At 40.7% G+C, this 24,998-nt stretch carries 34 protein-coding genes; 10 read left to right on the forward strand and 24 right to left on the reverse strand.

Annotation, left to right across the window (positions count from 1 at the left end; all coding sequences use genetic code 11):
- Window positions 1-61: 61 nt before the first annotated feature.
- Both ACWU4D_RS09360 and ACWU4D_RS09365 read left to right on the forward strand, forming a co-directional pair.
- On the forward strand, window positions 62-1,438 hold the full coding sequence (locus ACWU4D_RS09360) for a cache domain-containing protein (protein ID WP_456051153.1): 1,377 nt from the start codon (window positions 62-64) through the stop codon (window positions 1,436-1,438).
- Entirely contained in the window at window positions 1,423-2,061 is a 639-nt protein-coding gene (locus ACWU4D_RS09365; RefSeq protein WP_456051154.1) for a response regulator, read from the forward strand. The genes ACWU4D_RS09360 and ACWU4D_RS09365 overlap by 16 nt, the downstream gene beginning before the upstream one ends.
- A gap of 10 nt (window positions 2,062-2,071) precedes the next feature.
- On the opposite strand, the gene ACWU4D_RS09370 is transcribed toward ACWU4D_RS09365, so the two are convergent.
- A complete protein-coding gene (locus ACWU4D_RS09370; protein ID WP_456051155.1) occupies window positions 2,072-2,908 on the reverse strand; it encodes a LysR family transcriptional regulator in 837 nt (278 codons plus the stop codon).
- 116 nt (window positions 2,909-3,024) lie between these two features.
- Here ACWU4D_RS09370 and ACWU4D_RS09375 point away from each other — a divergent pair, with 116 nt between their 5' ends.
- Entirely contained in the window at window positions 3,025-3,672 is a 648-nt protein-coding gene (locus tag ACWU4D_RS09375; protein WP_456051156.1) for a glutathione S-transferase family protein, read from the forward strand.
- A 68-nt stretch (window positions 3,673-3,740) separates the two neighbouring features.
- On the opposite strand, the gene ACWU4D_RS09380 is transcribed toward ACWU4D_RS09375, so the two are convergent.
- A complete protein-coding gene (locus tag ACWU4D_RS09380) occupies window positions 3,741-4,508 on the reverse strand; it encodes a DUF4344 domain-containing metallopeptidase (RefSeq protein ID WP_456051157.1) in 768 nt (255 codons plus the stop codon).
- A gap of 65 nt (window positions 4,509-4,573) precedes the next feature.
- Window positions 4,574-5,248, reverse strand: coding sequence for a haloacid dehalogenase type II (locus ACWU4D_RS09385; RefSeq protein WP_456051158.1), 675 nt, complete (start codon window positions 5,246-5,248; stop codon window positions 4,574-4,576).
- 384 nt (window positions 5,249-5,632) lie between these two features.
- Here ACWU4D_RS09385 and ACWU4D_RS09390 point away from each other — a divergent pair, with 384 nt between their 5' ends.
- Window positions 5,633-6,688 (forward strand): polysaccharide lyase family 7 protein, encoded by a 1,056-nt coding sequence (locus tag ACWU4D_RS09390; protein WP_456051159.1) that lies wholly within the window; start codon window positions 5,633-5,635, stop codon window positions 6,686-6,688.
- A 141-nt stretch (window positions 6,689-6,829) separates the two neighbouring features.
- Here ACWU4D_RS09390 and ACWU4D_RS09395 read toward each other — a convergent pair whose 3' ends face one another.
- From ACWU4D_RS09395 to ACWU4D_RS09425, 7 genes are all read right to left on the reverse strand, one after another.
- On the reverse strand, window positions 6,830-7,372 hold the full coding sequence (locus ACWU4D_RS09395) for a YcnI family copper-binding membrane protein (protein WP_456051160.1): 543 nt from the start codon (window positions 7,370-7,372) through the stop codon (window positions 6,830-6,832).
- 221 nt (window positions 7,373-7,593) lie between these two features.
- Window positions 7,594-7,905 carry a hypothetical protein gene (locus ACWU4D_RS09400; protein ID WP_456051161.1) on the reverse strand — a complete coding sequence of 104 codons (312 nt, stop codon included), beginning with the start codon at window positions 7,903-7,905 and terminating at the stop codon, window positions 7,594-7,596.
- 187 nt (window positions 7,906-8,092) lie between these two features.
- Window positions 8,093-8,320, reverse strand: a complete 228-nt coding sequence (locus tag ACWU4D_RS09405; protein ID WP_456051162.1) for a hypothetical protein — start codon at window positions 8,318-8,320, stop codon at window positions 8,093-8,095.
- A 38-nt stretch (window positions 8,321-8,358) separates the two neighbouring features.
- Window positions 8,359-8,973 (reverse strand): LysE family translocator, encoded by a 615-nt coding sequence (locus ACWU4D_RS09410; protein WP_456051163.1) that lies wholly within the window; start codon window positions 8,971-8,973, stop codon window positions 8,359-8,361.
- A gap of 87 nt (window positions 8,974-9,060) precedes the next feature.
- A complete protein-coding gene (locus ACWU4D_RS09415) occupies window positions 9,061-9,705 on the reverse strand; it encodes an HAD family hydrolase (protein ID WP_456051164.1) in 645 nt (214 codons plus the stop codon).
- Window positions 9,702-10,184: a GNAT family N-acetyltransferase gene (locus ACWU4D_RS09420; RefSeq protein ID WP_456051165.1), complete on the reverse strand. Its 483-nt coding sequence runs from the start codon at window positions 10,182-10,184 to the stop codon at window positions 9,702-9,704. The genes ACWU4D_RS09415 and ACWU4D_RS09420 overlap by 4 nt, the downstream gene beginning before the upstream one ends.
- Before the next feature lie 54 nt (window positions 10,185-10,238).
- A complete protein-coding gene (locus ACWU4D_RS09425) occupies window positions 10,239-11,234 on the reverse strand; it encodes a threonine ammonia-lyase (RefSeq protein ID WP_456051166.1) in 996 nt (331 codons plus the stop codon).
- Between the two features lie 199 nt (window positions 11,235-11,433).
- Between ACWU4D_RS09425 and ACWU4D_RS09430 the strand changes: the two genes are divergently transcribed.
- Window positions 11,434-11,835 (forward strand): YkgJ family cysteine cluster protein, encoded by a 402-nt coding sequence (locus ACWU4D_RS09430; RefSeq protein ID WP_456051167.1) that lies wholly within the window; start codon window positions 11,434-11,436, stop codon window positions 11,833-11,835.
- Window positions 11,836-11,885: 50 nt separating this feature from the next.
- On the opposite strand, the gene ACWU4D_RS09435 is transcribed toward ACWU4D_RS09430, so the two are convergent.
- From ACWU4D_RS09435 to ACWU4D_RS09480, 10 genes are all read right to left on the reverse strand, one after another.
- Window positions 11,886-12,113, reverse strand: a complete 228-nt coding sequence (locus tag ACWU4D_RS09435) for a hypothetical protein (protein ID WP_456051168.1) — start codon at window positions 12,111-12,113, stop codon at window positions 11,886-11,888.
- Entirely contained in the window at window positions 12,106-12,417 is a 312-nt protein-coding gene (locus tag ACWU4D_RS09440; protein WP_456051169.1) for a DUF1330 domain-containing protein, read from the reverse strand. Before ACWU4D_RS09440 ends, ACWU4D_RS09435 begins: the two co-directional genes overlap by 8 nt.
- Window positions 12,418-12,536: 119 nt before the next feature.
- A complete protein-coding gene (locus tag ACWU4D_RS09445) occupies window positions 12,537-12,908 on the reverse strand; it encodes an STAS/SEC14 domain-containing protein (protein WP_456051170.1) in 372 nt (123 codons plus the stop codon).
- A 177-nt stretch (window positions 12,909-13,085) separates the two neighbouring features.
- Window positions 13,086-13,508 (reverse strand): GNAT family N-acetyltransferase, encoded by a 423-nt coding sequence (locus ACWU4D_RS09450; protein ID WP_456051171.1) that lies wholly within the window; start codon window positions 13,506-13,508, stop codon window positions 13,086-13,088.
- 26 nt (window positions 13,509-13,534) lie between these two features.
- Window positions 13,535-13,864: a DMT family transporter gene (locus ACWU4D_RS09455; RefSeq protein WP_456051172.1), complete on the reverse strand. Its 330-nt coding sequence runs from the start codon at window positions 13,862-13,864 to the stop codon at window positions 13,535-13,537.
- Window positions 13,865-13,874: 10 nt separating this feature from the next.
- On the reverse strand, window positions 13,875-14,714 hold the full coding sequence (locus ACWU4D_RS09460; RefSeq protein ID WP_456051173.1) for an HAD family hydrolase: 840 nt from the start codon (window positions 14,712-14,714) through the stop codon (window positions 13,875-13,877).
- On the reverse strand, window positions 14,715-15,200 hold the full coding sequence (gene dfrA, locus ACWU4D_RS09465; protein WP_456051174.1) for a trimethoprim-resistant dihydrofolate reductase DfrA: 486 nt from the start codon (window positions 15,198-15,200) through the stop codon (window positions 14,715-14,717).
- Window positions 15,201-15,373: 173 nt separating this feature from the next.
- Entirely contained in the window at window positions 15,374-16,726 is a 1,353-nt protein-coding gene (gene yegD, locus ACWU4D_RS09470; RefSeq protein WP_456051175.1) for a molecular chaperone, read from the reverse strand.
- A gap of 278 nt (window positions 16,727-17,004) precedes the next feature.
- Window positions 17,005-17,232 (reverse strand): DUF1127 domain-containing protein, encoded by a 228-nt coding sequence (locus ACWU4D_RS09475; protein ID WP_456051176.1) that lies wholly within the window; start codon window positions 17,230-17,232, stop codon window positions 17,005-17,007.
- A gap of 370 nt (window positions 17,233-17,602) precedes the next feature.
- A complete protein-coding gene (locus tag ACWU4D_RS09480; RefSeq protein WP_456051177.1) occupies window positions 17,603-18,481 on the reverse strand; it encodes an AEC family transporter in 879 nt (292 codons plus the stop codon).
- Window positions 18,482-18,810: 329 nt separating this feature from the next.
- Between ACWU4D_RS09480 and ACWU4D_RS09485 the strand changes: the two genes are divergently transcribed.
- The gene (locus ACWU4D_RS09485; protein WP_456051178.1) at window positions 18,811-19,731 is read left to right on the forward strand and encodes a DMT family transporter; all 921 of its coding nucleotides are present in this window, start codon (window positions 18,811-18,813) and stop codon (window positions 19,729-19,731) included.
- On the opposite strand, the gene ACWU4D_RS09490 is transcribed toward ACWU4D_RS09485, so the two are convergent.
- Complete coding sequence (locus ACWU4D_RS09490) at window positions 19,728-20,384, reverse strand: NAD(P)H-binding protein (protein WP_456051179.1); 657 nt, start codon at window positions 20,382-20,384, stop codon at window positions 19,728-19,730. The two genes, ACWU4D_RS09485 and ACWU4D_RS09490, sit on opposite strands and share 4 nt — an antisense overlap.
- Window positions 20,385-20,457: 73 nt before the next feature.
- Entirely contained in the window at window positions 20,458-21,378 is a 921-nt protein-coding gene (locus ACWU4D_RS09495) for a diguanylate cyclase (protein WP_456051180.1), read from the reverse strand.
- Between the two features lie 403 nt (window positions 21,379-21,781).
- Here ACWU4D_RS09495 and mscL point away from each other — a divergent pair, with 403 nt between their 5' ends.
- A complete protein-coding gene (mscL, locus tag ACWU4D_RS09500; protein WP_456051181.1) occupies window positions 21,782-22,186 on the forward strand; it encodes a large-conductance mechanosensitive channel protein MscL in 405 nt (134 codons plus the stop codon).
- A 107-nt stretch (window positions 22,187-22,293) separates the two neighbouring features.
- Here the strand turns inward: mscL and ACWU4D_RS09505 are convergent, their stop codons facing one another.
- Window positions 22,294-22,947: a nitroreductase family protein gene (locus ACWU4D_RS09505; protein ID WP_456051182.1), complete on the reverse strand. Its 654-nt coding sequence runs from the start codon at window positions 22,945-22,947 to the stop codon at window positions 22,294-22,296.
- Window positions 22,948-23,159: 212 nt separating this feature from the next.
- Here ACWU4D_RS09505 and ACWU4D_RS09510 point away from each other — a divergent pair, with 212 nt between their 5' ends.
- Both ACWU4D_RS09510 and ACWU4D_RS09515 read left to right on the forward strand, forming a co-directional pair.
- Window positions 23,160-23,522, forward strand: a complete 363-nt coding sequence (locus tag ACWU4D_RS09510) for a winged helix-turn-helix transcriptional regulator (protein ID WP_456051183.1) — start codon at window positions 23,160-23,162, stop codon at window positions 23,520-23,522.
- A gap of 11 nt (window positions 23,523-23,533) precedes the next feature.
- Window positions 23,534-23,809, forward strand: coding sequence for a hypothetical protein (locus ACWU4D_RS09515; protein WP_456051184.1), 276 nt, complete (start codon window positions 23,534-23,536; stop codon window positions 23,807-23,809).
- Window positions 23,810-23,906: 97 nt separating this feature from the next.
- On the opposite strand, the gene ACWU4D_RS09520 is transcribed toward ACWU4D_RS09515, so the two are convergent.
- The gene (locus ACWU4D_RS09520; RefSeq protein WP_456051185.1) at window positions 23,907-24,401 is read right to left on the reverse strand and encodes a hypothetical protein; all 495 of its coding nucleotides are present in this window, start codon (window positions 24,399-24,401) and stop codon (window positions 23,907-23,909) included.
- A 296-nt stretch (window positions 24,402-24,697) separates the two neighbouring features.
- Between ACWU4D_RS09520 and ACWU4D_RS09525 the strand changes: the two genes are divergently transcribed.
- Window positions 24,698-24,997, forward strand: coding sequence for a nitrogen fixation protein NifW (locus tag ACWU4D_RS09525; protein ID WP_456051186.1), 300 nt, complete (start codon window positions 24,698-24,700; stop codon window positions 24,995-24,997).
- The last annotated feature ends 1 nt before the right edge of the window (window position 24,998 follow it).

Genomic DNA, 24,998 nt, shown 5'->3' on the forward strand with positions numbered 1-24,998 from the left:
GTTTGTTATGGTGAGCCGCTCGTAGTCTACGAGCGGTTTTCCTATTTTTGGGGGAAGAGAAATGCCTTTGAAATTAAAGTTAATTCTATTGACTCTCATCCCATTGATTTTGGTCAGTGCCAGTATCAGTTGGATCTCTATATATCAGGCCAAATCTCTTGGCAATAAAGAGATCCAAATATTTCGCGACAACCTTATTCAGTCTCGAGAATCGTCACTTAAAGACAGCGTAGATATCGCGATTGGCGCAATAATGCCGATCTATCAAAATGCTTCAAAAGATGACGAGCAAGCTAAAGAGGCAGTCAAAGAAATATTAAATAAAATGCGCTACGGCAATGACGGCTACTTCTTTGCGTACGATATCGAAGGGGTGAATCTCGTTCATCCGATCATGCCGGATCTTGTCGGGAAAAACCTGATTGGTTTACAGGATAGTAATGGTGACTTTCTTATTGAAGAACTCATCTATCAAGCCCAGGCTGGTGGAGGATTTCATCGTTACTTATGGCAAAAACCGTCCACCAATGAAATTGTGCAGAAACTCAGCTACGCTACATTGCTTGATAAATGGCAGTGGATGATTGGAACGGGTTTGTATATTGAAGATATCAGTAATGATGTGCTGCATATGCATGATACCGTAAATACCAATATTGAAACGACCTTCTTTTCTGTGGTGTCCATTTTGGCCGTTACTGTCGCGATAATCATTGTTCTGACACTCGCGATTAATCTTCACGAACATCGTTTGGCTGACCGAAACTTGATTGAGTTAGTCAATAAAACCATGTCATTTCAGGAAGATGAGAAAAAGCACTTAGCGCGAGAACTTCACGATGGTATAAATCAGTTACTGGTATCGAGCAAGTGCCACCTCGAGTTACTTAAAAATCAGATGAAGCATTTGTCGTTGGATGGTTCTTTATGCCATCATTTTGATAAGTCTCAAAGTTCACTTTCTACCGCAATTAATGAAGTTCGGCGAATTTCTCATAACCTCAGACCGAGTGCGTTAGATGATTTAGGGCTTGAAGCAGCGTTGACAACGTTATTGAAGGATTTTAACTCTCATACCGAAATAGAAGTTGAAACCCTGTTTGATACCGAAGAAGGGAAACTTAAATCAGAAGTGGCCACAACCTTATATCGTGTAACGCAAGAATCACTTACCAATATAGAAAAACATGCAAAAGCGTCGAAGATTACCGTGATATTGCAACAAATGGGAACAATGTTGCAGTTAATTATTCGAGATGATGGTATTGGTTTTCAAGCAACTGATGCATCGGTAAAAAAGGGTATCGGATTACGAAATATGCGTGAACGTGTCGAGTTTATGGGTGGCGAGTTTGAGCTATCCAGTGAGCCAAAATTTGGCACAGAAATAACGGTGTTGCTCAATTTAGATGGATTAATGGTATGGAAAGGTCGATAAGAATTGTCATTGTAGATGATCATCAGGTGGTGTTAGAAGGGTTTATCGCTCGCCTAAAACTTGAGCCTCAAATCGATGTCGTTGCGACTGCCTGCAATGGGCTAGAAGCTATCGATGTGGTGACACAGCACTTGCCTGACGTGGTACTGATGGATGTCAGCATGCCTAAAATGAACGGCATTGATGCTACCAAGCTCATTAAAGAAGAGTTTCCCGACGTCAAAGTGTTAATGTTAACCATGCATGACAATCGCGAATACATTATGAATGTCATGCAGGCGGGAGCGGTTGGGTATATGTTGAAAGAAATTTCAGCAGAGAAAATGGTTCAAGCAATAAAAACGGTTCACTCTGGATCGACATACTTTTGCGAAACCACTACGCAAACCTTGTTTACTTCCGAAGTTATTCCGGCCGCGCAAAAACCGAACCCTTTAAGTCGTCGCGAAGAAGCGGTGCTCAAATTAGTTGCACAAGGCTGTAGCAGCAAAAAAATCGCCTCAATGTTGGATATCAGCTACCGCACCGTAGAAACACATCGCCAAAATATTAAACATAAACTTGATGTCCATTCTACCGCAGAGATGGCGAAATACGCGGTAGAAAAAGGTTTGGTTGATTAAGCGCTCACACTTAGTTATTACTCACAAAACGGGTTAAATGATCTAAGGACTCTTTGTCGAGTAACGGATGAGATTGGGCACCCGTTATAAGGACAATATCGACGACAGGGAGCGGTGGCATATTGTCGAGGATTCGTAGGTTTTTCGCCATACTCAGTTGACCCATAGCTCCCACAGCAATGCCTGATTTGACCATCGAGTTTAATCCAGACGAACTGCTGCAACAGGCAACTAAGTGATAAGGCATACTGTTTTTGGTTAACCCATCGATTGCAGCAGCATGATACTTACAATCGGTTTGAAATAAGGCGAGGGGAAGCGGTTGAGCATCATTGAATTCAATGTCTCTGTGCGCAACCCACACGCCGTGATCCTTCGCTAACCAGTACCCTTCTTCACTGTTTGGTGAACGGGTTACAATCGCCGCGTCGATCTTTCCTTCATCTAGCCAAGCTCGTAAAGTCACACTTGGTTGACTAAAGATGTGAATCGAACAGGTTGGTTCTGTTATTTGCAACGCTTTGACGACATTAGGCAGAATTTTATCGTGGTAATCATCAGGACAACCTAAGCGAAATGGGCGCTTGTCTTCATAACGTTGGACCTGTTTTATCGCTTTATTGTGCAAACTCACCAATTGCTCGGCATGGGTTCGCAGCGATAAGCCCGCTTCACTGAGTACGAGATTTCGGCCTTCTTTTTCGAATAATGATACGTTCAACTCTTCTTCCAGCTTGCGCATTTGAGCACTAAAAGCGGATTGAGTTCGATTGATCTGTTTGGCTGCCCGAGTAAAACTTCCAGTTTCAACGAACGCTAAAAAGCTCCTTAACGCTTCAATATCCATAATCGCTTTTACTACCCATCGGTTTTATTAATGTATTGTATTTAAACTATCCGTTAGTCACGCAGAACACAATCCCATAAGCTAAAACTCTACCCAATAAAACGCTGGAGATGGAAATGAAACTGTACATAGGGAATCAAAACTACTCAACTTGGTCGCTACGCGCATGGGTGCTATTTGCACAATACGACTTGGATGTTGAAGTGGTGAAATTGAAGTTATTTACCGAAGATTTCTATACCACGCTTAAAAGTGTGGCTCCTAATGCAAAAGTGCCAGCGTTAGTCGATAACGACCTAGCGGTGTGGGACTCGTTGGCGATTTTGGAGTATGTGAATGAGGCTTATTTAGAAGGTAAGGCGTGGCCAAATTCATTACAAGAGCGCGCAAAAGCACGAGCGATTGCCGCTGAAATGCACTCTGGTTTTGTCAATATCCGCAATCAATTACCGATGAATTGCCGCGCCAAACGTCGTGTCGAATTTACTGAAGGTACATTGGGTGACATTGCTCGAATCGACGAAATTTGGTCACAGCAAATGGAACAATATCCAGATGGATGGTTATTTGGTGAGTGGTCTATTGCGGACGCGATGTTTGCTCCGGTAGCGTTAAGAATGGAAACCTATGGTATTGCGTTGTCTGACAAAGCAAAGCAATATCAACAAAAACAATTAAACAGTCCAGCGATTCAGCAATGGTTAGCAGAAGCAAGTTTGGAAACTGACTTTGTGGGAGAAGATGAAGCTGGAGAGCCTGTTTAAAGTTACTTTCGCCGTGTTCATTTTAGAAAATTCGCCTATCGGGTTTAGGTAGGCGTTTTATCACTTGGTTATTGTTCGTTCAAAAGGTACGGTTTTAACATCTTAATCCAGCTTCTGTGTAGGCTTTCATATTCCTCAACACATATTTGAGCACGGCGATCTGAGAATCCATTTTCGAGTTTTAAATAAGAATATTTGACTGGGTCGCTACCATACACTTGGCATAGTGTTGCGTAGAAGCGCTGAATATCTAGGCTATGTTCACTTCGAAAATCTTCTTCGTAAACGTCGATATCTCGGCTTTCAAGGTCGAATAGGTCCGCAGCATTAATGGTCATCTCGGCTCCATGTTCAAAGTACTCAATCAACAGTACTGATGCGAGAGAGTCAGCAGCATCTTCCTCACGCCCAAAAATGGGAAGCTGATAGTTGTAAATTAATGCATGACCAAACTCATGAAACATGGTGTGAATAACGGCATTCATCGTCGCATCAAGCACACTAATGCCATTTTTTGAATATTCGTCATCGCTAAAACGACGTTCAACCTCTTGAACAAAATGATAGGGAATGAAAACGGTATTTAATTCGGAGTCATATAAAGGACCTTCGTTACCACCAAAGATAAAATTCAGAGGACGAGAAAGTTGAATCTCTTGGTTAATAAAGGTGGTAACTTGCTCTGCGGCACCTGTGATTCTAAGCTTGTTTTCTATTCTGGTTTCACCTCTATCGCTCGGCTTTTCGTAGGCAGTCGTTGCCATATCTTTAGCAAATACAATTGTCGTTAGACAGAGGTAACTGATCACAGCAAGCAATATCTTCTTTGGGGTCATCCTAACCTCTTAGTTCTCGTTCGTACGAAAGACTTAAGCCAGTGTATTTGTGAACGAGTTTTCTGTTATTTATCTATCGAGATGATCTTATCTACAACGGCTTGCATGGTTGATTCATAGATCTCTGGTTGGTGGTACAAAGGATTATATAAAGCACCGGAGCGATTAATGTACGCCGCCTTTAAGCCAGCGCACATTGCCCCGTGTGTATCCCAATCATGGGTCGCAACCAATCGGAGTTGCTCAGCATCCTGGGCAAGCGTTTGGGCGGCAAATTGATATGCTTCATGGCTAGGTTTGAATGTTCCGGCTTGTTCTACCGAGATAATGTCATCGAAGTATTCGCTTAGCGTTGCATTGTGGATTTGTTTTGTGATTAAGCTGGTCGATGAATTAGACAGGGCGACGACTTTAAATCCCGCATTGCGCAATTTAGAAAGGGCGGGCTTTATGTCTTGATGCGCAATGAGGCTGGAAAATCCGCCTAAAATATCAGCGATTGTCTCGGGTGTGAGTTGAATATTTAGTTTCGTCGCTAAGGTTTGTAATGAAATCTTGGCGAGCATGGCAAAGTCAGTTTTAACATCCGTTATCATCGATACCGTCGAGGTGTGCAGCAGCATCGCGAACCAAGTATCGGTGTAATGTTCATCACCAAAAGCCGCGTTAAATTTTGGTCTCAGTGACGCGAGGTTTAAAACAGTTTCATTGATATCAAACAAAATAGTGGTTTGCTTCACATTCCGCTCCTAGTGCATTTATTAGGTAACTTATCCTCATGATACACGATTCGGAAAATAAATATGAATCAGGTATAGCCTTTTTACGACCGCTTTATTATTAGAATATTCACTCTATCACATATGATTTTTAGTGATTAAGTTGTTCAATTAAAAGGCAATTTCAACTAAAAACATTACCAACATCTCTATTTTAGCGACTAAATCTTCCAGAATGTACTCATGGATCTCATTTTTTTGTTTTGTATTATCATCATATAATAATATAAATATAATTGACCCACTTTGTGAGTAGACCTTCTTTACCTAGCTTTTGTTGTTAAAAAAGTTTCTTGTGCTCACTACGTTTCTATTTTTGTGTAATTATTTAATTAAGGATTGATAATGTTTAAGAAATCTCTCTGCCTAGCTGCACTAGTCAGTGTTTCAGCCAATGTTATGGCTGAAGCAGCAGTACCTGCGGATGTGTTTGATATGACCTACTGGAAAATTACTCTTCCAATGGATGAAGATAAAAACGGGAAGGTTGATGAAATCCAAAGTCCAGAGATCTTGACGTACTCTCACCCAGATTTCTTCTACTTGGACGAAAACAAGCACCTTGTATTCCAAGTACAAAATAAAGCGGTTACGACAAAGAACTCAAAGAATGCTCGATCTGAACTGCGTCAAATGCTTCGTGGTGCTGATACCAGTATTGGAACCAAAGATCCTAAAAACAACTGGGTACTTGCAGCGCATGAAAACGCTGAGTCATTTGGCTCTATCGGCGGAAAATTAGAAGCAACATTGAAAGTGAACCACACTTCTCAAAATGCTAAGTATCCAGACAAAGTACCTGCTTTCTCGGTGGTTGTTGGGCAGATTCACGCTGGTAAAGATAAAAAAATCATCGCCTCTGAAAATGGTTTTGGTCACGGTAATGAGCCACTAAAAATCTTCTATAAAATTCGCCCAGGTCACGAAGCTGGTTCTGTATTCTTTAACTATGAGCGTAACCTAGCGAAGAAACACCCAGATCGCACTGACATCTCCTACCCAGTTTGGGGTAATGGTTGGGACAATGCTGCAGATCCTAAAGAAAACGGTCTAAAACTTGGTGAAGAGTTTAGTTATAGCGTTAACGTTTACCAAAACACTATGTACTTAACGTTCAGCACTGAAAAGTTCGGTACCAAGAAATTCCAAATCGACCTAACGAAGAATGTTGACGCATTCGGCAAAGTTGATGAGAAAGATTTCGCACGTGCTTACGAACAGGAAACGTTCTACTTCAAAGCTGGCGCATACGGTCAATGTAGTGCAAGCGATAGTGACAGCATGTGGTCACCAGCGTGTGAAGGTACTGGCGACTTTACTAAAGACAAGCTAACGAACGACTACAACAGTGTAACGTTCTCGAAGCTTACTTTAGGGCCAGCAACTGCACCTGAAATGTAACTATTAGAATTACTTTTTCGATGAAATAGAAAAGACGCTCTCTGAGCGTCTTTTTTTATGAAATGAACAATGGTAAAGAGAATCAAATTCGGTTCTAGTGACGTTGCATATTCTCTATTTGTTGTATGTCATAGGCTGAGTTTAATGGTGATGTCCACCCTCTATATTGCTGATGATCGTTAGTCCAGGTGCTGGACTTTCTATATCATGTGCGTTTTGGCCTTTCTCGGGAATGGTAGTCCAGAGGCTTTCTCCAACTTCACATTCTTGTATTGTTGGAAAGTAAACGGCTTCTCCAGGTTTAAAGTCATCGGTAATACGAGCTCGAAAAATGAACTCCTCATAATAGTTATCTGGCAGATGGCCACCACTCCAGACAATCTCCGATACCCCTGTGGTGACTTTAGAACCATAATACTCGTAGGCCTTCTTATATTCTTTTTCTTTGAGAGAAATGTCCCACCCAGCAATAGGTTTAGGCTTTACCTTAATGACGCCATCTGGAATCTGAATACGAACGACGTTGGTAGCACTTCCATCACAGCCATGACCGATGCGCATTACTGCTTTATACGTAGAGTTGGCTTGTGCTTGTTGAACCTCGAGGGTGGCATGAGCATTGACAATAGATGAATAAGACGCAGTGAAAGAGAGTAGTAAGGCGGTGTTGATTATACGTTTCATTGTTTTCCTAACCGTTATTTTCTTAAAAGAACTGACATTAATTAAATTATTGTGATCTTGGATAATCTCCAAGTAAATTAATGTTCTCGAACTTTGAACGTTAAGTCAATAATACTTTTAATTATTAAACAATGTCTTATATCTTATTTCACTAAAGCGTACTGGGTGCAAAACAGTGACTTGATCTTATTCAGTATCAAATCTAAATATACTGTTTATGCTCACGACTGTGTTAACCAAAAACCAACAATGCCGCCAATAACAATAGCGACGATGGGAATCATGTAAGATTCGGCAAATGATTTTTTCTGCGACGTTTTAAGGTGATGGATCTGTTTATTCAATCTTTGTAACGCTTCTTTTACTTCTTCTGGTACGCCGTCATCTGGATTTTTCTCAACACAATAGGTTTGGTATTTTCCAACGTAGGCCTTGAGTTTAAAGCATTGTTGATAGGATAATGACTTTTTCGTTTCATCTAATACTTGCTGCCAATCTGAAAAATTATCGGTGTCTAACTTGCTGTAATCCAAATCTTGCTCCTTGTTTTGGGCTCTTCGTAATGTCTTGCAATGTTGATTTTCCAATGTACCGGGTTATGCCAAGCGACTCAATTTACGATGTTATTTCTATATATTTTGCTTGTGTCTCGTGGCTTACACCAATCAATTTTTCACTAATGTTGAGACTGCCAATGCGCTGCCTATATACTGAATCCCATCATGTCCAGTTTGTAATAATGAGGTAGGTAACACCTATAATACCAATCCACAGTGCGAAGCCAACAAGTACAACAGTATTATCAGTAATGGTCGCATTTTTCTTGAATGGCTTACACGCCAAATACCCTAAGCCTTTAATGAATATTTCAATCACCACTTCGCTAAAGATTCTAATAATAAATTTGGCTAAGCCAAGAAAAAGTTCTCCAACGATGTCTGTAAGCATGAGTCTGACTCCTGTTCTACCGGTTTTGAGACGAATTGTTAATAATCAATATGCTTTATAATTTCGAACACGACGGGGACCACTGAGAGTACGAGTAGCCCTGACATCGAAAGGTTAAACCACTTGCGACGTTTTGGATCGTTTAGAACATTTTTAAGTAAGGCACCGAAGGCGAGCCACACCCCTACACACGGAAATGAGGCAATAAAAAAAGTTGTCGCTATTATAATATTTTGACTGTAAAAGCTCGTACCGACAGTGGTGAAAGCAGCGATCGCACCCGTTGCGACTACCCAAGCTTTGGCATTAACCCATTGAAATAGTACCCCTTTCATAAATGAGAATGGTTCTCTCTGGTTGTCAGATTCAATGTCTTCCGCAGAATGAGCAATAAGGTAGGCGAGGTATAATAAATATAAGACGCCGACGCATTTAATAATAAAGTGTAACTGAGGGAACAGGTCAAACAGCGTTGAAAATCCGAATCCGACTAAAAGCAGCATAATCGTAAAGCCGACGCAGATACCGGTAAGTAGGGGCATACTTTTTCTAACACCAAAGTTAACGCCAGATGTCATAACCATGATGTTGTTTGGCCCCGGAGTGACCGATGATGACACGGCGAATAATATCACCGCGAATACGTAATCCATTCAGTAATCCTTACCGCTGTTTTCCTTATCTAACAGATATGGGGAGTGATTAAAGATGAATCAAGTCTTGTTTCGATTTCCTTATGCTCATCCTTTATTGATACGATTTAACAAATCTGGCAACGCTTGTAACGATGGGATTGAGTAATCAGAAAAGGCGTGTTGATGCGCGACAAATTCATTGTGTACCTTAATGGTTTTAATTCCGGCAGCTTCTGCAGCGGCAAGTCCACGCTTTGAATCTTCAATGACTAAGGTATTCGCGGGCGTGACACCAAATCGAGCGAGTCCTGTTTGGTACGGTTCAGCGTGAGGTTTCGCCTTGTGGTAGTCTTCTCGGCATAACACGAAAGACATAGTATTGAGCAAGCTTCTCTCGCGGTGAATGAGTTCGAAATCGATGCGTTTGGAAGTGGTGACTACGGCCATTTTAAAGTGTTGGCTGAGGTCTTGTAATACATCGGAGACGCCTGAAATATCGATATCTTCGTGTTGTAAGTAAAACTGGTAACGTTGATCTCGCCACGCTCGAACGGCTTGGATTTCGCTTGGTGATATACCGAGTTTCACGGCTTCGGCCCAGTTCGACGTGCCATCAACCAAGTGTTGCTTGTAGTCATCGAACGTCATGGTAATACCGAGTTTTGCCAGTGCTTGGCTTGTGGCTTCAAAATACCATTGTTCGGTTTCGACTAGGACACCATCGTGGTCAAACAATAAATGGGTAATCATGCTTTTTCTCCGGATCGAAAGGTTTGCATAGGGCCTACAGGTTGAGAAGGTGACCAGCTTTCTTCGAACTGCCCCTTTGTGAATGAGGAAATGGTTTTGCGCCAGAACGTTTGCGATACAAGGTTTTGTTCCAACTCTGCAACTTGCCAAACACCAATGTGTATGCCAAATAGGTGGTGAGAGAACAGAGTAGCAAAGCCTTGTTTACGGGCTGAACGCAATACAAAAAACTCAGCAATCGAGTAGACATCATTCTCAATGCGGCGTACCAGCGCAAATCCGACGGGTTTTTCCTGATGAATCAGGATGTAAGGGAATCGATCATTATCTTCCCAGTATAAACCAAAGTATTTACCCAATGAAAAAAGGCCGTGTTGGTCAGGGTTATCTTGCGTGTATGGCGAGAGATCATGAAGATAGAGTTGCATCATATTTTCAATCACGTGTTTGTTTGACTGATCCGATTTTATTATGTCCACAATGTCTAATATTCCTTTTCTTGCTCGTTACTTGCCTGAATCTTTTTGTGAATACTACCTGATTTTTCCATCTTGGAACGCAGAGAGTTCATACGCATTCTTTAGCTCTTCTGGGGATGCGTTTGAACCACTAAATTGAAGCAAGACCTTTTTCCCAGCTAATTTTTCTCTAAGTTTCCATGCCGCCATAATCGTTGAGCTACCTGCACCTTCAACAAGATTTCTCGTATGATGAGCTGCTAATGCGATGCCTTGTAAGATTTCGTTTTCCGAAAGCAGTATAAAATCGCTAAGAGAATCTTTGTAGATATCAAACGTGGCTTGATAGGCGGTGCCAGTCGCAAATCCTCCTGCAAAGGTAGTATTTGAGCGTTCTAGGATTTCACCTTGTTTCCACGAGCAACAGGCGGCGCTTGATTGCTCTGCTTGAACGGCATAAATGTCGATGTCGGGATTGATCGTTTTCAATACTGTTACTGCGGAGGCTACTTCGCTGCCACCACCAAGCGGTAAAATGATGGCATCGACATCGGGTAGTTGATCCATAACTTCGAGAAATTCCGTGCCCACGCCGTTAACAATATGCGGCTCGTTGGCAGGATGGACGTAGTAATAACCTTTTGATTGGCTGATCTCCGATACCACTAATGCGGATTCGTCGAAGTTTTCACCCGCTTCAACCACTTCTGCTCCTGCTTCTTTGATCAGGTTAATTTTTACCGGATTTGAACCTTTGGGAACGACTACTATGGCAGGGATACCAAATAGTTTTGCTGAGGTAGCAACAGACAAACCATGATTTCCCGTTGAAAACGTGACGACACCTTTGATCTCCGCCTGCTTAATATGAGCCATTATATTTAGACCACCTCGAACTTTAAAACTGCCCGTTAAGTTTTGGTTCTCGTGTTTAACGTACACCTCAAAACCAAGCAATTTAGATAAGCTTTCATAGTGAACCAAAGATGATGGGTTTAAATGCTGTGAGACTATTTTTCTTGCTTTGTAAATTTCGTATAGCGAAATTGGGTAGGATTTAAAATCGTCCATTGGCAGGTTGCTCTTTATAATTCTCAATAAGATAGTTCACTGTACTAATATTAAGTCTATTTCATATTGATCCAACTCGGTAAGTTAGTCAATTGAAGGATTAGCGTACGGGAAGGTTCATGTTATAACCGAGTTTGTAAAGGGTTAAACGACATTAGTGTTACTATGAGTGAATATTCATTTATTGACTCAGCGAACTATGAAGAATTGCAATCAATGTGGCAAATGCTGTATTAAATATGGTGATGGAGATTTAGCCGCAACCCAAGAAGAAATTGATCTCTGGGAATTATTTAACCCTGATATCTTCGAGTTCGTCAAAGACAATAAAATATGGTTTGATCCTAAAACAGGGGAGCAACTGAAGCAGTGTCCATTTTTAGACATAGCTCCGAAACGCTCTCCTGATGAGCCAAATAAATACACGTGCAGTATTTATTTGGATAGACCAGAAGATTGCCGCCATTACCCAAGTTTAATCGATGAAATGGTGCGAGATGAATGCGAAATGATAGAAAGTATTGATTTAGACAATCCAAAAAGAGCGCAAATCACTCTCGATATTTTGATGCGAGATAGTCGACCGCCTAGCGCGTCGTAATGGCGGGTTTGTATGAACCAACTGTACGACTGTTTAAGCGCTCAATTAGCCTACTTGGACTGTAAATGTCGCAATAATAATGGTTGTAAACGATGGATTAATTGAACATTCTGCTCACTCGCGGTGACCAATAGCACCCACCCATCTGTCCCCATTATTTCGATGGATGTCATATCTATGCTATCAATATTCTGAGTATCACTGCACCAATTCCCAGATATTCGAAATATCCCAAAGTCGGTATTGATGCGACTTACAGAGAAAGGCTGATTATTCATTCGGAGCTTTCTCGTGCATCGATATTATTGTGCTTGAACGTACCGATTGATCAAAATATTGCTGTTTTACCGCTAGGTACTGAGGATCTGAGAAAAAATTGGTCATGTCTTCTTTGTTGGGAAACTCGATGGTAAATACTCGATTTATCTTGGTGTCAGTTTTCGACTTTAATACTTCACTCACCTTAAAATCGAAACCAAAACGACCACCAAATGAGTGTAAGATTGGGATCATGTTTTCTCGATACTGTTGGTAAACTTCATCATTAATGACTTCCAAGCCCATAATTCGTTCAAAAGTCATATTTACTCCTAGTGGGTTGTATTATCGCGAGTCTTACTTAATAGTAGCGTGATGTTCTATTCTGAAATGACTCTCACCGCACTGTCATCAACGCGTAATCTTAGCGGTGAGAGCTGTCATTAAATTTCACCCAATAACCACGCTTCTGCTTGCAGTTTTTGAGCTCGATTAAAGGCTTTTATTTCGAGTCCAGGAAATAGCGCACCTTCTAATTCACTGGCTTTTTTTATCCATGGTGTATCCGTTAATACTGCCGCACGATCAAATTTGTTGATCAGTTTGAACATGGATGGAAGGCGTGATAATTCGATTCCTATTGCTCCAAGTGATGGAAAATGAAAATCGATTACATCGTACATCATGGTTCCGTTTTCGATATGTTCTGATTTGGTGACAAGTTCGTCCAATGCCGTTTTCATTTGCTCTGCATCTAATTTGCCACTCAACTCAATATCTAACCGATTAGTATCTATTTGGGTTACAGTAAACATAGGCACTCCTTAGGATGAGTCACTTAATAAATTAACACTTCACTTAAACATCGTTGAGGAAAAACTCGATTGAAGTGCTAGCCATGAATATTTCTGCACAGCTCTATTATCCTCCAAGGAGCGGCTGGATTAATCTACCTGTCTCGCAAAAATGGTAACCATTGGGGAAATGGTGAGTTAAGTGAGAGATTTTTCCATCGATAAATGTTCGAGTCCTGCTTCCATAAATGGTTCTCCAACTGGCGTGAAACCTAACTCAACGTAAAAATCAATTGCATGTTTTTGCGAACCGAGATAAACACTTGAATAGCCGTTATTGGTAGCTTCATCAATTAATGAAAGAACGATATTTGAGCCAATGCCTAAACGTCTATATTCACTCAATACAGCGATTCGACCAATATGACCATCGCTTAACATTCGTCCCGTTGCAACAGTTTGACCATTTACCGATGCGATTACATGTATGGCAGTACTATCTAATCCATCAAATTCGAGTTCGCGGTCGATCCCTTGTTCTACACAAAATACATGTTGCCGAATAGACTGAATACTGTGTTTATGTTCTTCGTCATAAGGAACTGTTTTTATCTCAACCATGATTCTATTTTTGCTCTCGATAGGTATTAATGCACATTTGTTTTGGAAAAAACGTTGATAACGATGACGCCAGAGACAATGAGTACCATTCCTAATATAGCCGGAATATCCGGAACTTGACGATAAATCACCGCACCGATGGATGCAATAAGCACAATGCCCATTCCCGCCCATATCGCGTAAGCAATACCGATAGGCACCGTTTTTAGCACCAGTGAGAAAAAGTAAAAGGTAATGGCGTAACTTAGAACACAAATAGTACCAGAGATAGCGTGAGTAAAGCCATTCGAGGCCTTTAGCGCTAACGTACCGACGACTTCGGCACAAATGGCAATGACTAAATACCAAAATCCCATATTCACCTCTTTATTTCGTTCTTTGTCCTTCAATATAACGAATAACTGCATCGTCATTATTACAACCAATCACATCACTAGCGACTTTTCGAACGGATGGTTGCGCATTGCTCATCGCAAGAGAGCGATATGAATGTTCAAACATAGGGATATCATTATGATTGTCCCCGAACGTGACAACTTTGCTTATGCCTAAATGTTCTCCTAGCTTTTTAACAGCATAACCTTTATTGGCATTTCGATGGCTTAACTCTAACCAATAGAAACCTTTGCAGTAAATATCTTCCGAAAGAACGGACGAGACACTTGGCTCATTGGTTAAGGAGTCTTGATATCGAATGAGCATTTCTTGCGGTGCTACCACCATTAGTTCAATGACTTTGGTTTGGTCTATTTCGGAGAAATCTTCGGTAATGCGGAATCTGTTGTCGCCATTTTTGAGTCTTGAATTGATCCAAGTTGCGGTACTTTCATTGGCTGCGGATCGAAAATAAACTCTGAGGTTATCCTCTTTATCCAAACAATGAATAACGGGATCTAAACCATCGGTTAGAAATTGATTTAAATGGGATGTGAATGCTGTTGCTTCCATATACGCACTGTGGATATAAGTTTTTCGAATTGGACAATATATTTGCGCGCCATTATATAAAATCACAGGAAGCCTTATGTTAAGGCTGTCGAGAACGAACTGACTAGAGGTAATCGATCTTGCTGTTGCATAAGTAAAATTTACGCCTTCTTGGATCGCTGTCGCTAGATACGATTGAGTGTTGTGTGACACAGTCTGATCATCGTTTAGTAAGGTCCCATCAAGATCAGAGATGTATAGAATGTCATTTGAGTTCATCTATATTCCCCCCTTGCTCTTTTGCCAAATATGGTAGGTATAATCAAGATTTGAGTTAAAACTCTGCTCAAATACCTTGTGATAATCGTTTGGAATCTCGGGAAAATACACGTCGCCATCAATGTGTTTATGAATTGTCGAAAGGTGTAACGTTGTCGCTTGATGGATCAGAGCTTGATAGATTTCTCCACCACCCGAAACAAAAACATGGTCAGTGACGTGCGCCAGAGCCGTTAATGCATCGTCGATTGAAGAGAAATATTGAACACCTTCATCAGTAGAAACAATTGGAGAGTGTGTAATCACCGCGTATTTTCGATTTGGAAGCTTTCCCATCGATTCAAACGTTTTTCGTCCAACAATTAACCATTTGTTAAACGTCATGGCTTTAAATAGTGATTGTTCCCCTTTGACAGACCAAGGGATATCTAACCCAGATCCAATGACGCCATTTTCAGAAACTGCAGCGATTAATGATAACTTCATGTGATCCCATTGAAGGTAAGAGGAACAGCATTTCAATACTAAGATAAACAATGCGTTATAAGGCACTAATCATACTGTATGAATTGGGTGACTAGGTCAAATGAAGAGAGGATTAAAATACAAACGTCACTCATTATTCGATGTAATAAAGCGTGACGTTTGCCAGAGTTATTTTACTTAAAACAAATCTCTGCCCAACGAGCAAGGCCAGCGGTAACCGAGCCATAGTGGTTTCCAGTGACGATGGGAATATTGGGAAACGCTTGTTCTATTGCATGACGCAGTACCGGTGAGCGAGAAGAACCACCAGTGACGAAAATTGTGTCCGGTGTCACTCCAGCTTGTGTTACTGCATCTTTAGCCAATTCAATCATCTTATTTTTCGGAGACTCAATTGCATCGACCATTTTCTGATGCTCGATATCAATCTGTAATGTTTCTTCGAGTAGTTCTAGTTTAGTTAGATATGCATCTTGATTTGAGAGCGCGATTTTGGCTTCTTCTGCTCGGCGGACAATTCGATAGCCCAACTTTTCATTGTATACCTCTAGTAGCCGCGCCAGTTTATTAGGGTGCTGTGCATCTTTGTGTAGGCGTGTTAATTCCGCTAAATTCTGACGGCTATAGAAATCACTCTGTGCGGCGACATTATTGATCGCGATAGGGTTTCTAAACTGTGTTAACGGCATTTCAAGCCCACTTAGAAACTGGCTGTTTTTTCCAAAAGGTTGCATGAGTTGATCAAACGCGAGCGCAATATCTAAATCGTTTCCACCGACACGCAGACCTGAATGCGCAAGTAAAGATTGAGAACGGTCAGCCTTTCCTCGTAAGCTTGGTCCCATTTCGATGACGGAACAGTCGGTAGTACCGCCGCCAATATCGACGACTAAAACAATTTGATTTGAGTTTAGCGTTGCTTCGTACTCTAAGCCTGCCGCAACCGGTTCAAATTGAAACTCGATATTATTGAACCCAGCTCGCTTTGCTGCTTGATATAAAATGGTTTCGGCTTGTTGGTTGGCGACATCACCACCTCGACCATGGAAGTTGATCGGACGTCCGATTACCGTATCGGCAATCTGTGTATTTGTTGTCTGCTCGGCTTTACGTTTAATATTGGTCATCATTAAACAAACCAAGTCTTCGAAGAAACTGATTTGCGTATCTAAAAGTCCAGATGCGCCTAGAAAAGATTTGGGAGATTTTACGTAATAGACGTTACTTGGATCATCAAGATAGGCCGCCAGTGCCGCTCTTCCAAACATTATATCGTTTGGTTCGAGGTCTATGTCCTCATCACGATTAAACGCGAGTGCGGTACGAAGTACACGCTCCCCAACTTCACCGATTGGTGAGATATCTAGGTGACGGAAAAGATGCTCGGATATTGACGCTCGGGTTGGTGCGCACACAGTTGAAGGAATATAGAATTGGTCGTTTTCGAGTGGTAAGAATATGGGAGTGTTGTCTTTCATTGTTGCGACGGAGCAGTTTGATGTTCCGTAATCAAATCCAATATACATATCGCGCCAACCCACTTGTTATATTCTTCAAAAAAGGGGTAGAAATCTAACTGAAATTGATGCGGTTTTCTATCGTTTTTCGGAAAATATTTATATGTATTTGAGCTGATAGAAACTTGATGAGATTGAACGAGCGTTAGTTTATCAGAGTAAAGCGAAATGAAGGTAAATTAGAAAAGAGAAGTGCAGCGGGAAAAGGTATTTCAACGGGAATGTATTCTCATTTAAAAAAGTCAATTCCCGTTATCTGTTTTGGTGTTCTAATTTGGTCTAGCGAGTTATACCCAAAAGAATAAAGCGTCTCTAAATGGAAAACGATTTACTTCTTGCATCGCTTCTTCTCTATTGATTCCAATATCATCAAAGAGATGTTCAGGTAAGTTTTTAAGTTGTTTTCTTGTTACCGCGTCGCGGTGCCACATTTTAATTTCCGTATAGATTTTCTTATGCCATTCCGTTGGCGCAATATGCTGCAAAGTGAACGAACGGTCGATCGAATGTGCCATAGTTGCCCCCAAAGTTATAAATTCCAATGTTTCTAGACATAATTATTAGTCAGATATACCAATTTAACAAACGATAGAAATTGACATTTAGTTAAGTAAAACTTAACTAAAGAGAAACTATTAACATTATAATATTTGTGGTTTTATGGCAGTGGATTGATTGGCAGTCGTGACTGAATCGTTAGCGAGAAAATTGTGATCAGCTTGGATCATTGATATTACTTGAATAAAACATGATTGGTCGACTTATTGATAGGTGACTTGTTGCGAGTTATCAATGATCTTCTTTCGAGACTCGCCATATTAAGACAAGTCTCGTATTTGATTTATGCCACATTATTACTTGTGCAATATTTTTTTAATGAAAAAATCACCCCAACGAGAAAGCTACGGTGAGTAATATCGGTAAGGTGAAAATGCTAAAGAAATTGCTGAATAAGACCATCGAAGCAACGTTAGTTGGTTCAAGGTTGAAACGTTCAGCGAGGAGATAGTTCATAACCGCAGGTGGCAACATCGAGAATAACAACATCATTTGTAAGTGCATGGCGGGTAGGGGAATAAATAGGTAGATAATACTGAATGTGATGGCGCCGGTTGTAAGTGAAAGCAGAGTACAGATTAGCCCCACTTTCAATCCACTAAGACGCATAAAACACATTTGTGTTCCAAGAGAAACGAGCATGATAGGCACAGCGGTCTGCCCTAATAATGCGCTTGCCTCATACAGTGGATTCCAGATCCCGATCTCGCTTAGGTTTAAACCTAGGCCAATAACCGCCGCAATAAAAATGGGCATTCGAATGACTTGCTTAAGTGGGTTTCCGTTGCTTACCAAGGCTAAGCCAAGACTGACATGCATACACGAAGACACAACAAAAATTAATACGGCAGATGCCAATGCTTTGTCGCCAAACGCATAGGTAAAAAGGGGAATCGCTAAATTGCCGCTGTTGCGAAACATATGAGGTGGTGCCCACACTTTAAAGTTGAGCTTGAATACGCGACAAACCAACAACATCACAATGCAAGGGATCAAGATCGCGAGTAGCGCAGCACTAAGAAGTGGGATCTTTGTGATATCAAGTGGCATCGTACCAACAGACGAAAAAACGAGTGCTGGAATAAAAAAGTCCATATTAATTCGATTGATTGGTGCAAAATCCAGTTTTATCCAACGACCGATGCAAAAACCGACAGTGGTTACTGCAAACATTGGGAAGAGTATTCCGATAATTAGCTCAAACATAGCGTGCTCTAGTGGTCATTTGGTTTCAAAATAAGCTAAAGAAAATAGACGAAGAAACCGAGCGAAAAATAAGGTGTCATTTTAATCCGTTTAATCCGTCTACCATAGCACAAACTTAGGCCATGAATTTATATTGCTTGTCACTATTCAAATGGTCTGATAACGTGGCTTCTCAATCTTAAGGAAATTTCAATGTATCAACACACTACTAAACTCTGGCTCCTTCTTATGCCCTGCAGTCGGTAGACGTTGTTGTGTCCGGCTGCGAGTGAATGCAGCCGTTTCGTCATTTATCTCGTAGCCTTTTTTATTAAATTAAGGAACGAGTAATGAATGATCCCTCTGTTCGATCTCAAGATATATCTCAATACAGTATTGGTATTGTATATGCTCTTTTGGGGACCGCACTTTTTTCAATTAAGCCAGTCTTGATTAAGCTTGCGTATGACGCAGGTGGTGATGCGACAGCGATTATGAGTTTACGTGCGGCTAGCTCGCTACCATTCTATATCATCATATTACTCTGGTTGTGTCGTGAAAGCCGCGCGCGTAGTGCACTTCAAACTTATGGATGGCAAGCAGCATTGGTCGGAATTCTTGGATATTACTGTGCCAGCTTTTTGGACATCGTATCTTTATCATTGATTTCAGCTCAGCTAGAACGCTTATTGATATTTCTTTACCCTACATTTGTGGTCGTGATCAGTGCGGTTGTATTTAAAGATCGTCTAAAGCCAGGTCTTATTAAGGCGATCTTCATGGGGTATATCGGAATTGCATTTATCGTTATTCATGATTTATCTCACTTTGGAGAGCAAGTTTGGTTTGGCAGCATGCTTGCTATCACCTCAGCGTTTGTATTTGCGGTTTATTTGATATTGAGTAAGCGCCTGATTACGGTATTAGGTAGTCAACTGTTTACCAGTGTTGGGATGGGGAGTGCTGGAAGTATCATTCTATTGCAATATAGTCTCTATGGTACTTCATTTAGTGATATGTCATCCGAGCTGATTTTATTGGGTATTGCGACGGGTTTTTTCTGTACTGTTTTGCCGTCTTATCTTATGGCGGCTGGTATGGCGAGGTTAACTCCGTCGGTGTTGAGTTTAACAGGCAATATTGGTCCAGTAATTACGACGTTGTTTGCAGTTTCATTGTTAGGTGAAAGCTTCACCGTTTTCCACGCCATAGGAATTGCACTGGTTGTGGGATCGGTGGTGGTGATCAGTAAACGTAATAAGTCTGATTAACGGATTTCGATATTAAACAGTTCATCCAGTTGAAATCGCTCGAATCTCTGCGTTTGTTGCTGACTAATATTGATGAGTTTAGCAGCGACTTGAAAGCCAGTGATCGGGCGATACTTTTTTAAAGGAGGAATCGAAGTCAGTATTGGAAGAATCCAACCTCCTATTTTTTCACTGATACGTGGCGTTTCACGATATCCCAATAGTGCCGAGGGTTGTACAATAGCAATACGTTCAAACGGCAACGAAGCTATTTGATCCTCAAGCTCTCCCTTCATTTTTAGATATGGGCTTTTACTTCGAGAATTGGCTCCTGCAGATGAAACTAAAAGGTATTGGGTTACACCATTCTTTGCGGCGAGTCGGGCGGCCTTTAATTGATAGTCAATATCCACTTTTTTCTGCGCATCAATGCTCCCAGCTTGATGGCGTGTGGTGCCGAGACACGAGAATAAAAAGTCACCAGAAAATAATGACGCATGTTGTTCTAAGTTATCAAAATCAATAACTTGATTGACGATTTTGCCATCATTAATCAATATCGGTCGGCGGGTAATACAGACTATCTTGTGAAATGAGTCATCGGTAGAGAGTTGTTGTACAAGGGCGTTACCGACTAAACCGGTTGCACCGATCACTATAGCGACTTTACTCATGAATGCAGGCTCCGCTGAATGAATAGACGAACAAGTTACCACTGTTTTCCTTGTTCGTCACATGAGTTGGAACCTAGAGATAATTGACGACTTGATTTCGGCCACTTTCCTTCGCTTGATATAGAGCTTGGTCGGCCAGATGAATCAGTTTGTCCAAGTCCCATTTATTTACGGCTTGAGTGTGTGATATACCAATACTCACTGTGATTGAGAGTTTGACACTAGGAGTAATAATGGTTGCTCTCTCAATGTATTGACGCAAGTTTTCTGCAAGTTCCGTTAATGTACTCGCATCAATTCCTGGACATCCAACTAAGAACTCTTCTCCCCCCATTCGGATAAGATCATAGCCTTCGGGTACAATACTGGATATCGCGTCGACTAAGTCTTTTAGTACGATATCTCCAACGTGATGTCCGTAGGCATCATTGATTGCCTTAAAGTGATCGATATCTAGAACGATGACGCCGCCAATATTGTTTTGCTCGGTAAACAATCGTGGAAGGCGTTCATCTAATGAGCGTCGGTTTAGGCTTCCAGTTAGTGGGTCAGTGTTTGCCATTAGTTCCAATGCATTAGATTGTTCTTTTAATTTGGCTTCGCTTTCAATTAATTGTCTATTCGTAACTGAAACGTCGGTAATATCATGAATAGTACCAACCAAATAGGGTTCACCACTCTCAGCAATTAACCTATTTTTCCGAGTAATGACTTCTCGTTGTTCTGAGTTTTTATCAAATACTGTTTCATAGGATTCGTCTACTTCACCAGTAGCAAGTACCCTAAGGTCACCAGAACTGCATTGAGTGACTTGGCGTTGTGCGAACACATCTTTGTCGAGTTCACCAATGATATTTTTTCTATCGACCTGAAACAGATCTTCAAATGCTTTATTTATAAAGACGTATCGTAGTTCATTATTCTTAATCAGAACCGGTGTTGGTAGGATGTCCATAACCTCTCTGTACAACGTCAAATCAGAAATGTTATTCATATGGTCAATTCTCACTATATAGGTAGGGTGTTTTATCCGGTTTGGTTTTGAGTTACATAAGAAACTGATTTAAGCGTAGGAAAAATTTGAAGAAATTACAATTCTCAAGAGAAAATAGGCTATTAGTGTATTTTCATATGCTCAATCATTTATCGCGAATCACTTATTCATGTTCTTAATTTCGAGAAGTGATGGAATCTTATGGGTTTAGTCACTGAAATTACTGGTAGAGAATGAAATATCCATGTAAAAATTGATTTAGGTCATTGTTTTTTTGTAAATGATTTTTTTGCAAAAGAGATAAGTTCTAATGTCCAACGCTGCGTTAGATCAAACAGATATTAGTAGAGTTGAAGCGCAGAATTTTAAATTTAATTAATAAGACAAAGTGAGAGCGAATATTATGGGTATGATGAAAGAATTTAAGGAATTTGCTGTAAAAGGAAATGTTGTCGATATGGCCGTTGGTATCATTATCGGCGCAGCGTTCGGTAAAATTGTCACGGCATTAGTATCAGGCGTAATCATGCCACCAATTGGTTTAATGTTAGGCGGTGTCGATTTTTCTGATTTAGCGATCGTACTTAAAGAAGCGACTGGAGATGCTGAAGCCGTTGTAATCAGTTACGGTGCATTTATTCAGACGATGTTAGATTTCACTATCGTTGCTTTTGCTATCTTCATGATGATTAAAGGCATCAATTCAATGAAGAAAAAAGAAGAAGAAGCACCAAAAGCACCACCTGCTCCTTCATCAGAAGAAGTGCTTTTAACTGAAATTCGTGATTTATTGAAAACTAAATCTTAATCATTCGATGAGATAATAGTTTAGAATTGATAAATGGTGCTCAATTGAGCACCATTTTTATTTTAATTAATGTAAACAAAGATAAAACCAGTAGTACTACGCTTAAATTAAATAATATCAATAACTTCATTAAAGTTAAGGCGGGATTTTGGCAATCCCAAATTGTAATCTTCTTCTTTGTTGTGATAGCCAATCGCTAACGCTACATGACATTCATACCCATCTAATTCTTCTGAAAACAGCGTTTTCAGCATATCAGAATCGATACCTTCCATTGTTGTTGAATCAATACCTAGACGAGCCAAGGTATGAAGAGCATTTCCCAGAGCAATATAAGTTTGTGACTTAGTCCAGTCAGCATGCTGCCCTTGCTCATCTTTATTGAGTTCAACAAACGCATAGGCTGAAAATGCCGCTTCTTTTTGTTCTGCAGGCATTCGTCCATCAGCAATTTGTTGATCGATAACCGCCTCGTAATCGGCACGAGAATACTCGGTCTTATGAGCAAATAAAATGATATGAGAACAGGTTTTAATGTGTGGCTGATTAAACTGAAATTTGTGGGCAAATGAATCAAACATACGTTGTTTGGCTGAGTCAGATTCAATAACGATAAACTTCCATGGCTGTGAATTTATAGATGATGCTGAGAGACGCAACGCTTCGAGAAAAATATTTAGGTCATCTGAAGATACTTTTTTGCTTGGGTCATAGCTTTTAGCGGTATAGCGGTTTTGAAGGTCGTTTAGAATCGTATTCATTGTTTTAATCCAAGTGGCTGTTAAAAGTGTTTCTAACTATATTGGGCGTTAGTATGGGCTGACATTGGCCGTTATTTCTGTTGGGCGACAACCTGAAAAAGTAACCATAAACACTGTCATATCAATGTGATTGTGATAATGTTGCACTTGAAGGTAACTTAAGTCAACTAGTATACTTTTAGTAACCTAGTGTTGTGAAAATGGGCGATAAGATGAATACAATCAAAACGAGTCCGAAAAAGGCAGAGAAGATCGTATCACGGGATACTCGCTGTACCTCTCCTTGTGCTATTGAAAGAGGAATGAATGTATTAGGTGGGAAATGGACAGGGACGATACTGTGGCATTTAAGAGACGAGCCTGTTCGATTTAATGAGCTTTGTCGTATGATCAGTGGTGCAAGCAAAAAGATGATAGATCAACGCTTGAAAGAGTTGGAAGAGCGTAAATTGGTTAAGCGAAATGTGCTCAATACTCGACCTGTTGCGGTAAGTTATGAAATTACGGACTTTGGACGAACGGCATTGGGCTTTCTTAAAGAGTTGAAAGAGTGGACTGAACACAACGGAATTTAGCGGCAGACATAATGACGAAAAAACCTGATCGAATAACGGCGATGCAGCAAATCATTGATGCGGTCAAACGAGAATTTCCTTTGTATCAAGAGGACACATTCAAGTGTGGCGTTGATAATTCGTGTATTGGCTGTCCCAAGAAACTCATGGAACTTGTCGACACGGACTTGACCTATTGGCAGCATCAAATTGACAATGGTGTTTCTCCTGGTTTTGATGACTTATATCGTTTTGGCAAGTTGTGTAAAAATGTGAGAAGGGCGTTAGTGAGAAACCGCCGACTTTAGCAGACACTGAGTGATGCGCAAAAATACTATTCACAATATAAATAGGTTCAGCACAATGCTGAACCTATTTTTTATAAAGTATGAACGGTACTAAATTTTAAACTCCAGCACGCTTTAACAAGCCGGCCATTAACGCTGAACTAGACTTAACCTGTTTTGACTTCTTCGACAGGTTTTTGGCAAGGTTAACGTCGCCGATAGTTTTCGCAATGTGCGCCATAGAATGATAAAAGCTGGCACCGGATTTATTGTCATTGACTTTTTGTAATGGAGCGAGCAACTGAGACATTGCTGCGCCAGTCATTCCCTGATTGGTCGCATAGGTCTCTACAGAATCGAGCAATCTATCCAAATCAGCCATGGCTTCTGAACCTTCTGCATCCGCCCCTTGTTTTTTCATTTCCTTGAGATTACGACGGCGTATTTGTTGCACCATGAAACGAGGTGTATTGAGTTTTTTGTAGATCCAATACCCTGCGGCGACGACAATGATAATGCCGCCGATAGTATATCCCCAGCCAGAATTGAGTGTGTCTAGCACTGTCTGCATTACGGACTCGCTATTGGTTACATTTGTTGCTACTTCAGACATCTATCTTTCCAGCCTTTTACTTAACAATCCAAAAATACATTCGTTAACCTACATGGCTTGGGTTGTTCCCACTATGCGATGAATCAGGTTTTACGACAATCAAAACACTTACTCCAATAATTTTGGGGCAGATTAGGAAAAAACAATCACCTAAGAGCATTAATCCCTACTTCAAGCCCACCGTCAGGAGCCTTTCATTCTTGATACGTGAGACAGTTCAAAGTTTGATTTGGTTCAGTTCATCGTTTCTGTTCTCGTTTTACACTGGCGATGCATTCAAGGAAGAGAAGAGACCAATGGAAAAATCGTCCCCCGAACTCAATGTCCCTTCAGATATTCTACAAGTGATAAAAGCGTTTACGTCCATCGAACAAGCGCTAGACTATTTTGAAATTGATTTTGATAGTAAGTTCATCGACGAATATGGCGTGCTATTGGCGAAGCGGTTTAATGGTAATCTACTGTTGGAAAAGCCAGAGGATTGGTTTTCAGCGAGGAGGGCGCTAAAAAATGCTTATTGTAAAATACAACGTGGACGATTGGACAAACACTCTCGATCAGCGTGTCGAGGATGTTTATCTTGTCAACGACGTTAAC

Source organism: Vibrio phycocola, from assembly GCF_053850235.1.

Coding starts and splice junctions, on each gene's coding strand:
- ACWU4D_RS09435 (WP_456051168.1), bottom strand. CDS start 12,113: ATGAATAATCAGCCTTTCTCTGTAAGTCGCATCAATACCGACTTTGGG.
- ACWU4D_RS09455 (WP_456051172.1), bottom strand. CDS start 13,864: ATGGGATTTTGGTATTTAGTCATTGCCATTTGTGCCGAAGTCGTCGGT.
- ACWU4D_RS09425 (WP_456051166.1), bottom strand. CDS start 11,234: ATGGACGATTTTAAATCCTACCCAATTTCGCTATACGAAATTTACAAA.
- ACWU4D_RS09515 (WP_456051184.1), top strand. CDS start 23,534: ATGACGAAAAAACCTGATCGAATAACGGCGATGCAGCAAATCATTGAT.
- ACWU4D_RS09360 (WP_456051153.1), top strand. CDS start 62: ATGCCTTTGAAATTAAAGTTAATTCTATTGACTCTCATCCCATTGATT.
- ACWU4D_RS09370 (WP_456051155.1), bottom strand. CDS start 2,908: ATGGATATTGAAGCGTTAAGGAGCTTTTTAGCGTTCGTTGAAACTGGA.
- ACWU4D_RS09390 (WP_456051159.1), top strand. CDS start 5,633: ATGTTTAAGAAATCTCTCTGCCTAGCTGCACTAGTCAGTGTTTCAGCC.
- ACWU4D_RS09520 (WP_456051185.1), bottom strand. CDS start 24,401: ATGTCTGAAGTAGCAACAAATGTAACCAATAGCGAGTCCGTAATGCAG.
- ACWU4D_RS09415 (WP_456051164.1), bottom strand. CDS start 9,705: ATGATTACCCATTTATTGTTTGACCACGATGGTGTCCTAGTCGAAACC.
- ACWU4D_RS09440 (WP_456051169.1), bottom strand. CDS start 12,417: ATGACTTTTGAACGAATTATGGGCTTGGAAGTCATTAATGATGAAGTT.
- ACWU4D_RS09380 (WP_456051157.1), bottom strand. CDS start 4,508: ATGACCCCAAAGAAGATATTGCTTGCTGTGATCAGTTACCTCTGTCTA.
- ACWU4D_RS09365 (WP_456051154.1), top strand. CDS start 1,423: ATGGAAAGGTCGATAAGAATTGTCATTGTAGATGATCATCAGGTGGTG.
- ACWU4D_RS09375 (WP_456051156.1), top strand. CDS start 3,025: ATGAAACTGTACATAGGGAATCAAAACTACTCAACTTGGTCGCTACGC.
- ACWU4D_RS09485 (WP_456051178.1), top strand. CDS start 18,811: ATGAATGATCCCTCTGTTCGATCTCAAGATATATCTCAATACAGTATT.
- ACWU4D_RS09480 (WP_456051177.1), bottom strand. CDS start 18,481: ATGTTTGAGCTAATTATCGGAATACTCTTCCCAATGTTTGCAGTAACC.
- ACWU4D_RS09475 (WP_456051176.1), bottom strand. CDS start 17,232: ATGGCACATTCGATCGACCGTTCGTTCACTTTGCAGCATATTGCGCCA.
- ACWU4D_RS09505 (WP_456051182.1), bottom strand. CDS start 22,947: ATGAATACGATTCTAAACGACCTTCAAAACCGCTATACCGCTAAAAGC.
- ACWU4D_RS09490 (WP_456051179.1), bottom strand. CDS start 20,384: ATGAGTAAAGTCGCTATAGTGATCGGTGCAACCGGTTTAGTCGGTAAC.
- ACWU4D_RS09405 (WP_456051162.1), bottom strand. CDS start 8,320: ATGCTTACAGACATCGTTGGAGAACTTTTTCTTGGCTTAGCCAAATTT.
- ACWU4D_RS09450 (WP_456051171.1), bottom strand. CDS start 13,508: ATGGTTGAGATAAAAACAGTTCCTTATGACGAAGAACATAAACACAGT.
- mscL (WP_456051181.1), top strand. CDS start 21,782: ATGGGTATGATGAAAGAATTTAAGGAATTTGCTGTAAAAGGAAATGTT.
- ACWU4D_RS09395 (WP_456051160.1), bottom strand. CDS start 7,372: ATGAAACGTATAATCAACACCGCCTTACTACTCTCTTTCACTGCGTCT.
- ACWU4D_RS09460 (WP_456051173.1), bottom strand. CDS start 14,714: ATGAACTCAAATGACATTCTATACATCTCTGATCTTGATGGGACCTTA.
- ACWU4D_RS09510 (WP_456051183.1), top strand. CDS start 23,160: ATGAATACAATCAAAACGAGTCCGAAAAAGGCAGAGAAGATCGTATCA.
- ACWU4D_RS09445 (WP_456051170.1), bottom strand. CDS start 12,908: ATGTTTACTGTAACCCAAATAGATACTAATCGGTTAGATATTGAGTTG.
- dfrA (WP_456051174.1), bottom strand. CDS start 15,200: ATGAAGTTATCATTAATCGCTGCAGTTTCTGAAAATGGCGTCATTGGA.
- ACWU4D_RS09410 (WP_456051163.1), bottom strand. CDS start 8,973: ATGGATTACGTATTCGCGGTGATATTATTCGCCGTGTCATCATCGGTC.
- yegD (WP_456051175.1), bottom strand. CDS start 16,726: ATGTATATTGGATTTGATTACGGAACATCAAACTGCTCCGTCGCAACA.
- ACWU4D_RS09495 (WP_456051180.1), bottom strand. CDS start 21,378: ATGAATAACATTTCTGATTTGACGTTGTACAGAGAGGTTATGGACATC.
- ACWU4D_RS09525 (WP_456051186.1), top strand. CDS start 24,698: ATGGAAAAATCGTCCCCCGAACTCAATGTCCCTTCAGATATTCTACAA.
- ACWU4D_RS09430 (WP_456051167.1), top strand. CDS start 11,434: ATGAAGAATTGCAATCAATGTGGCAAATGCTGTATTAAATATGGTGAT.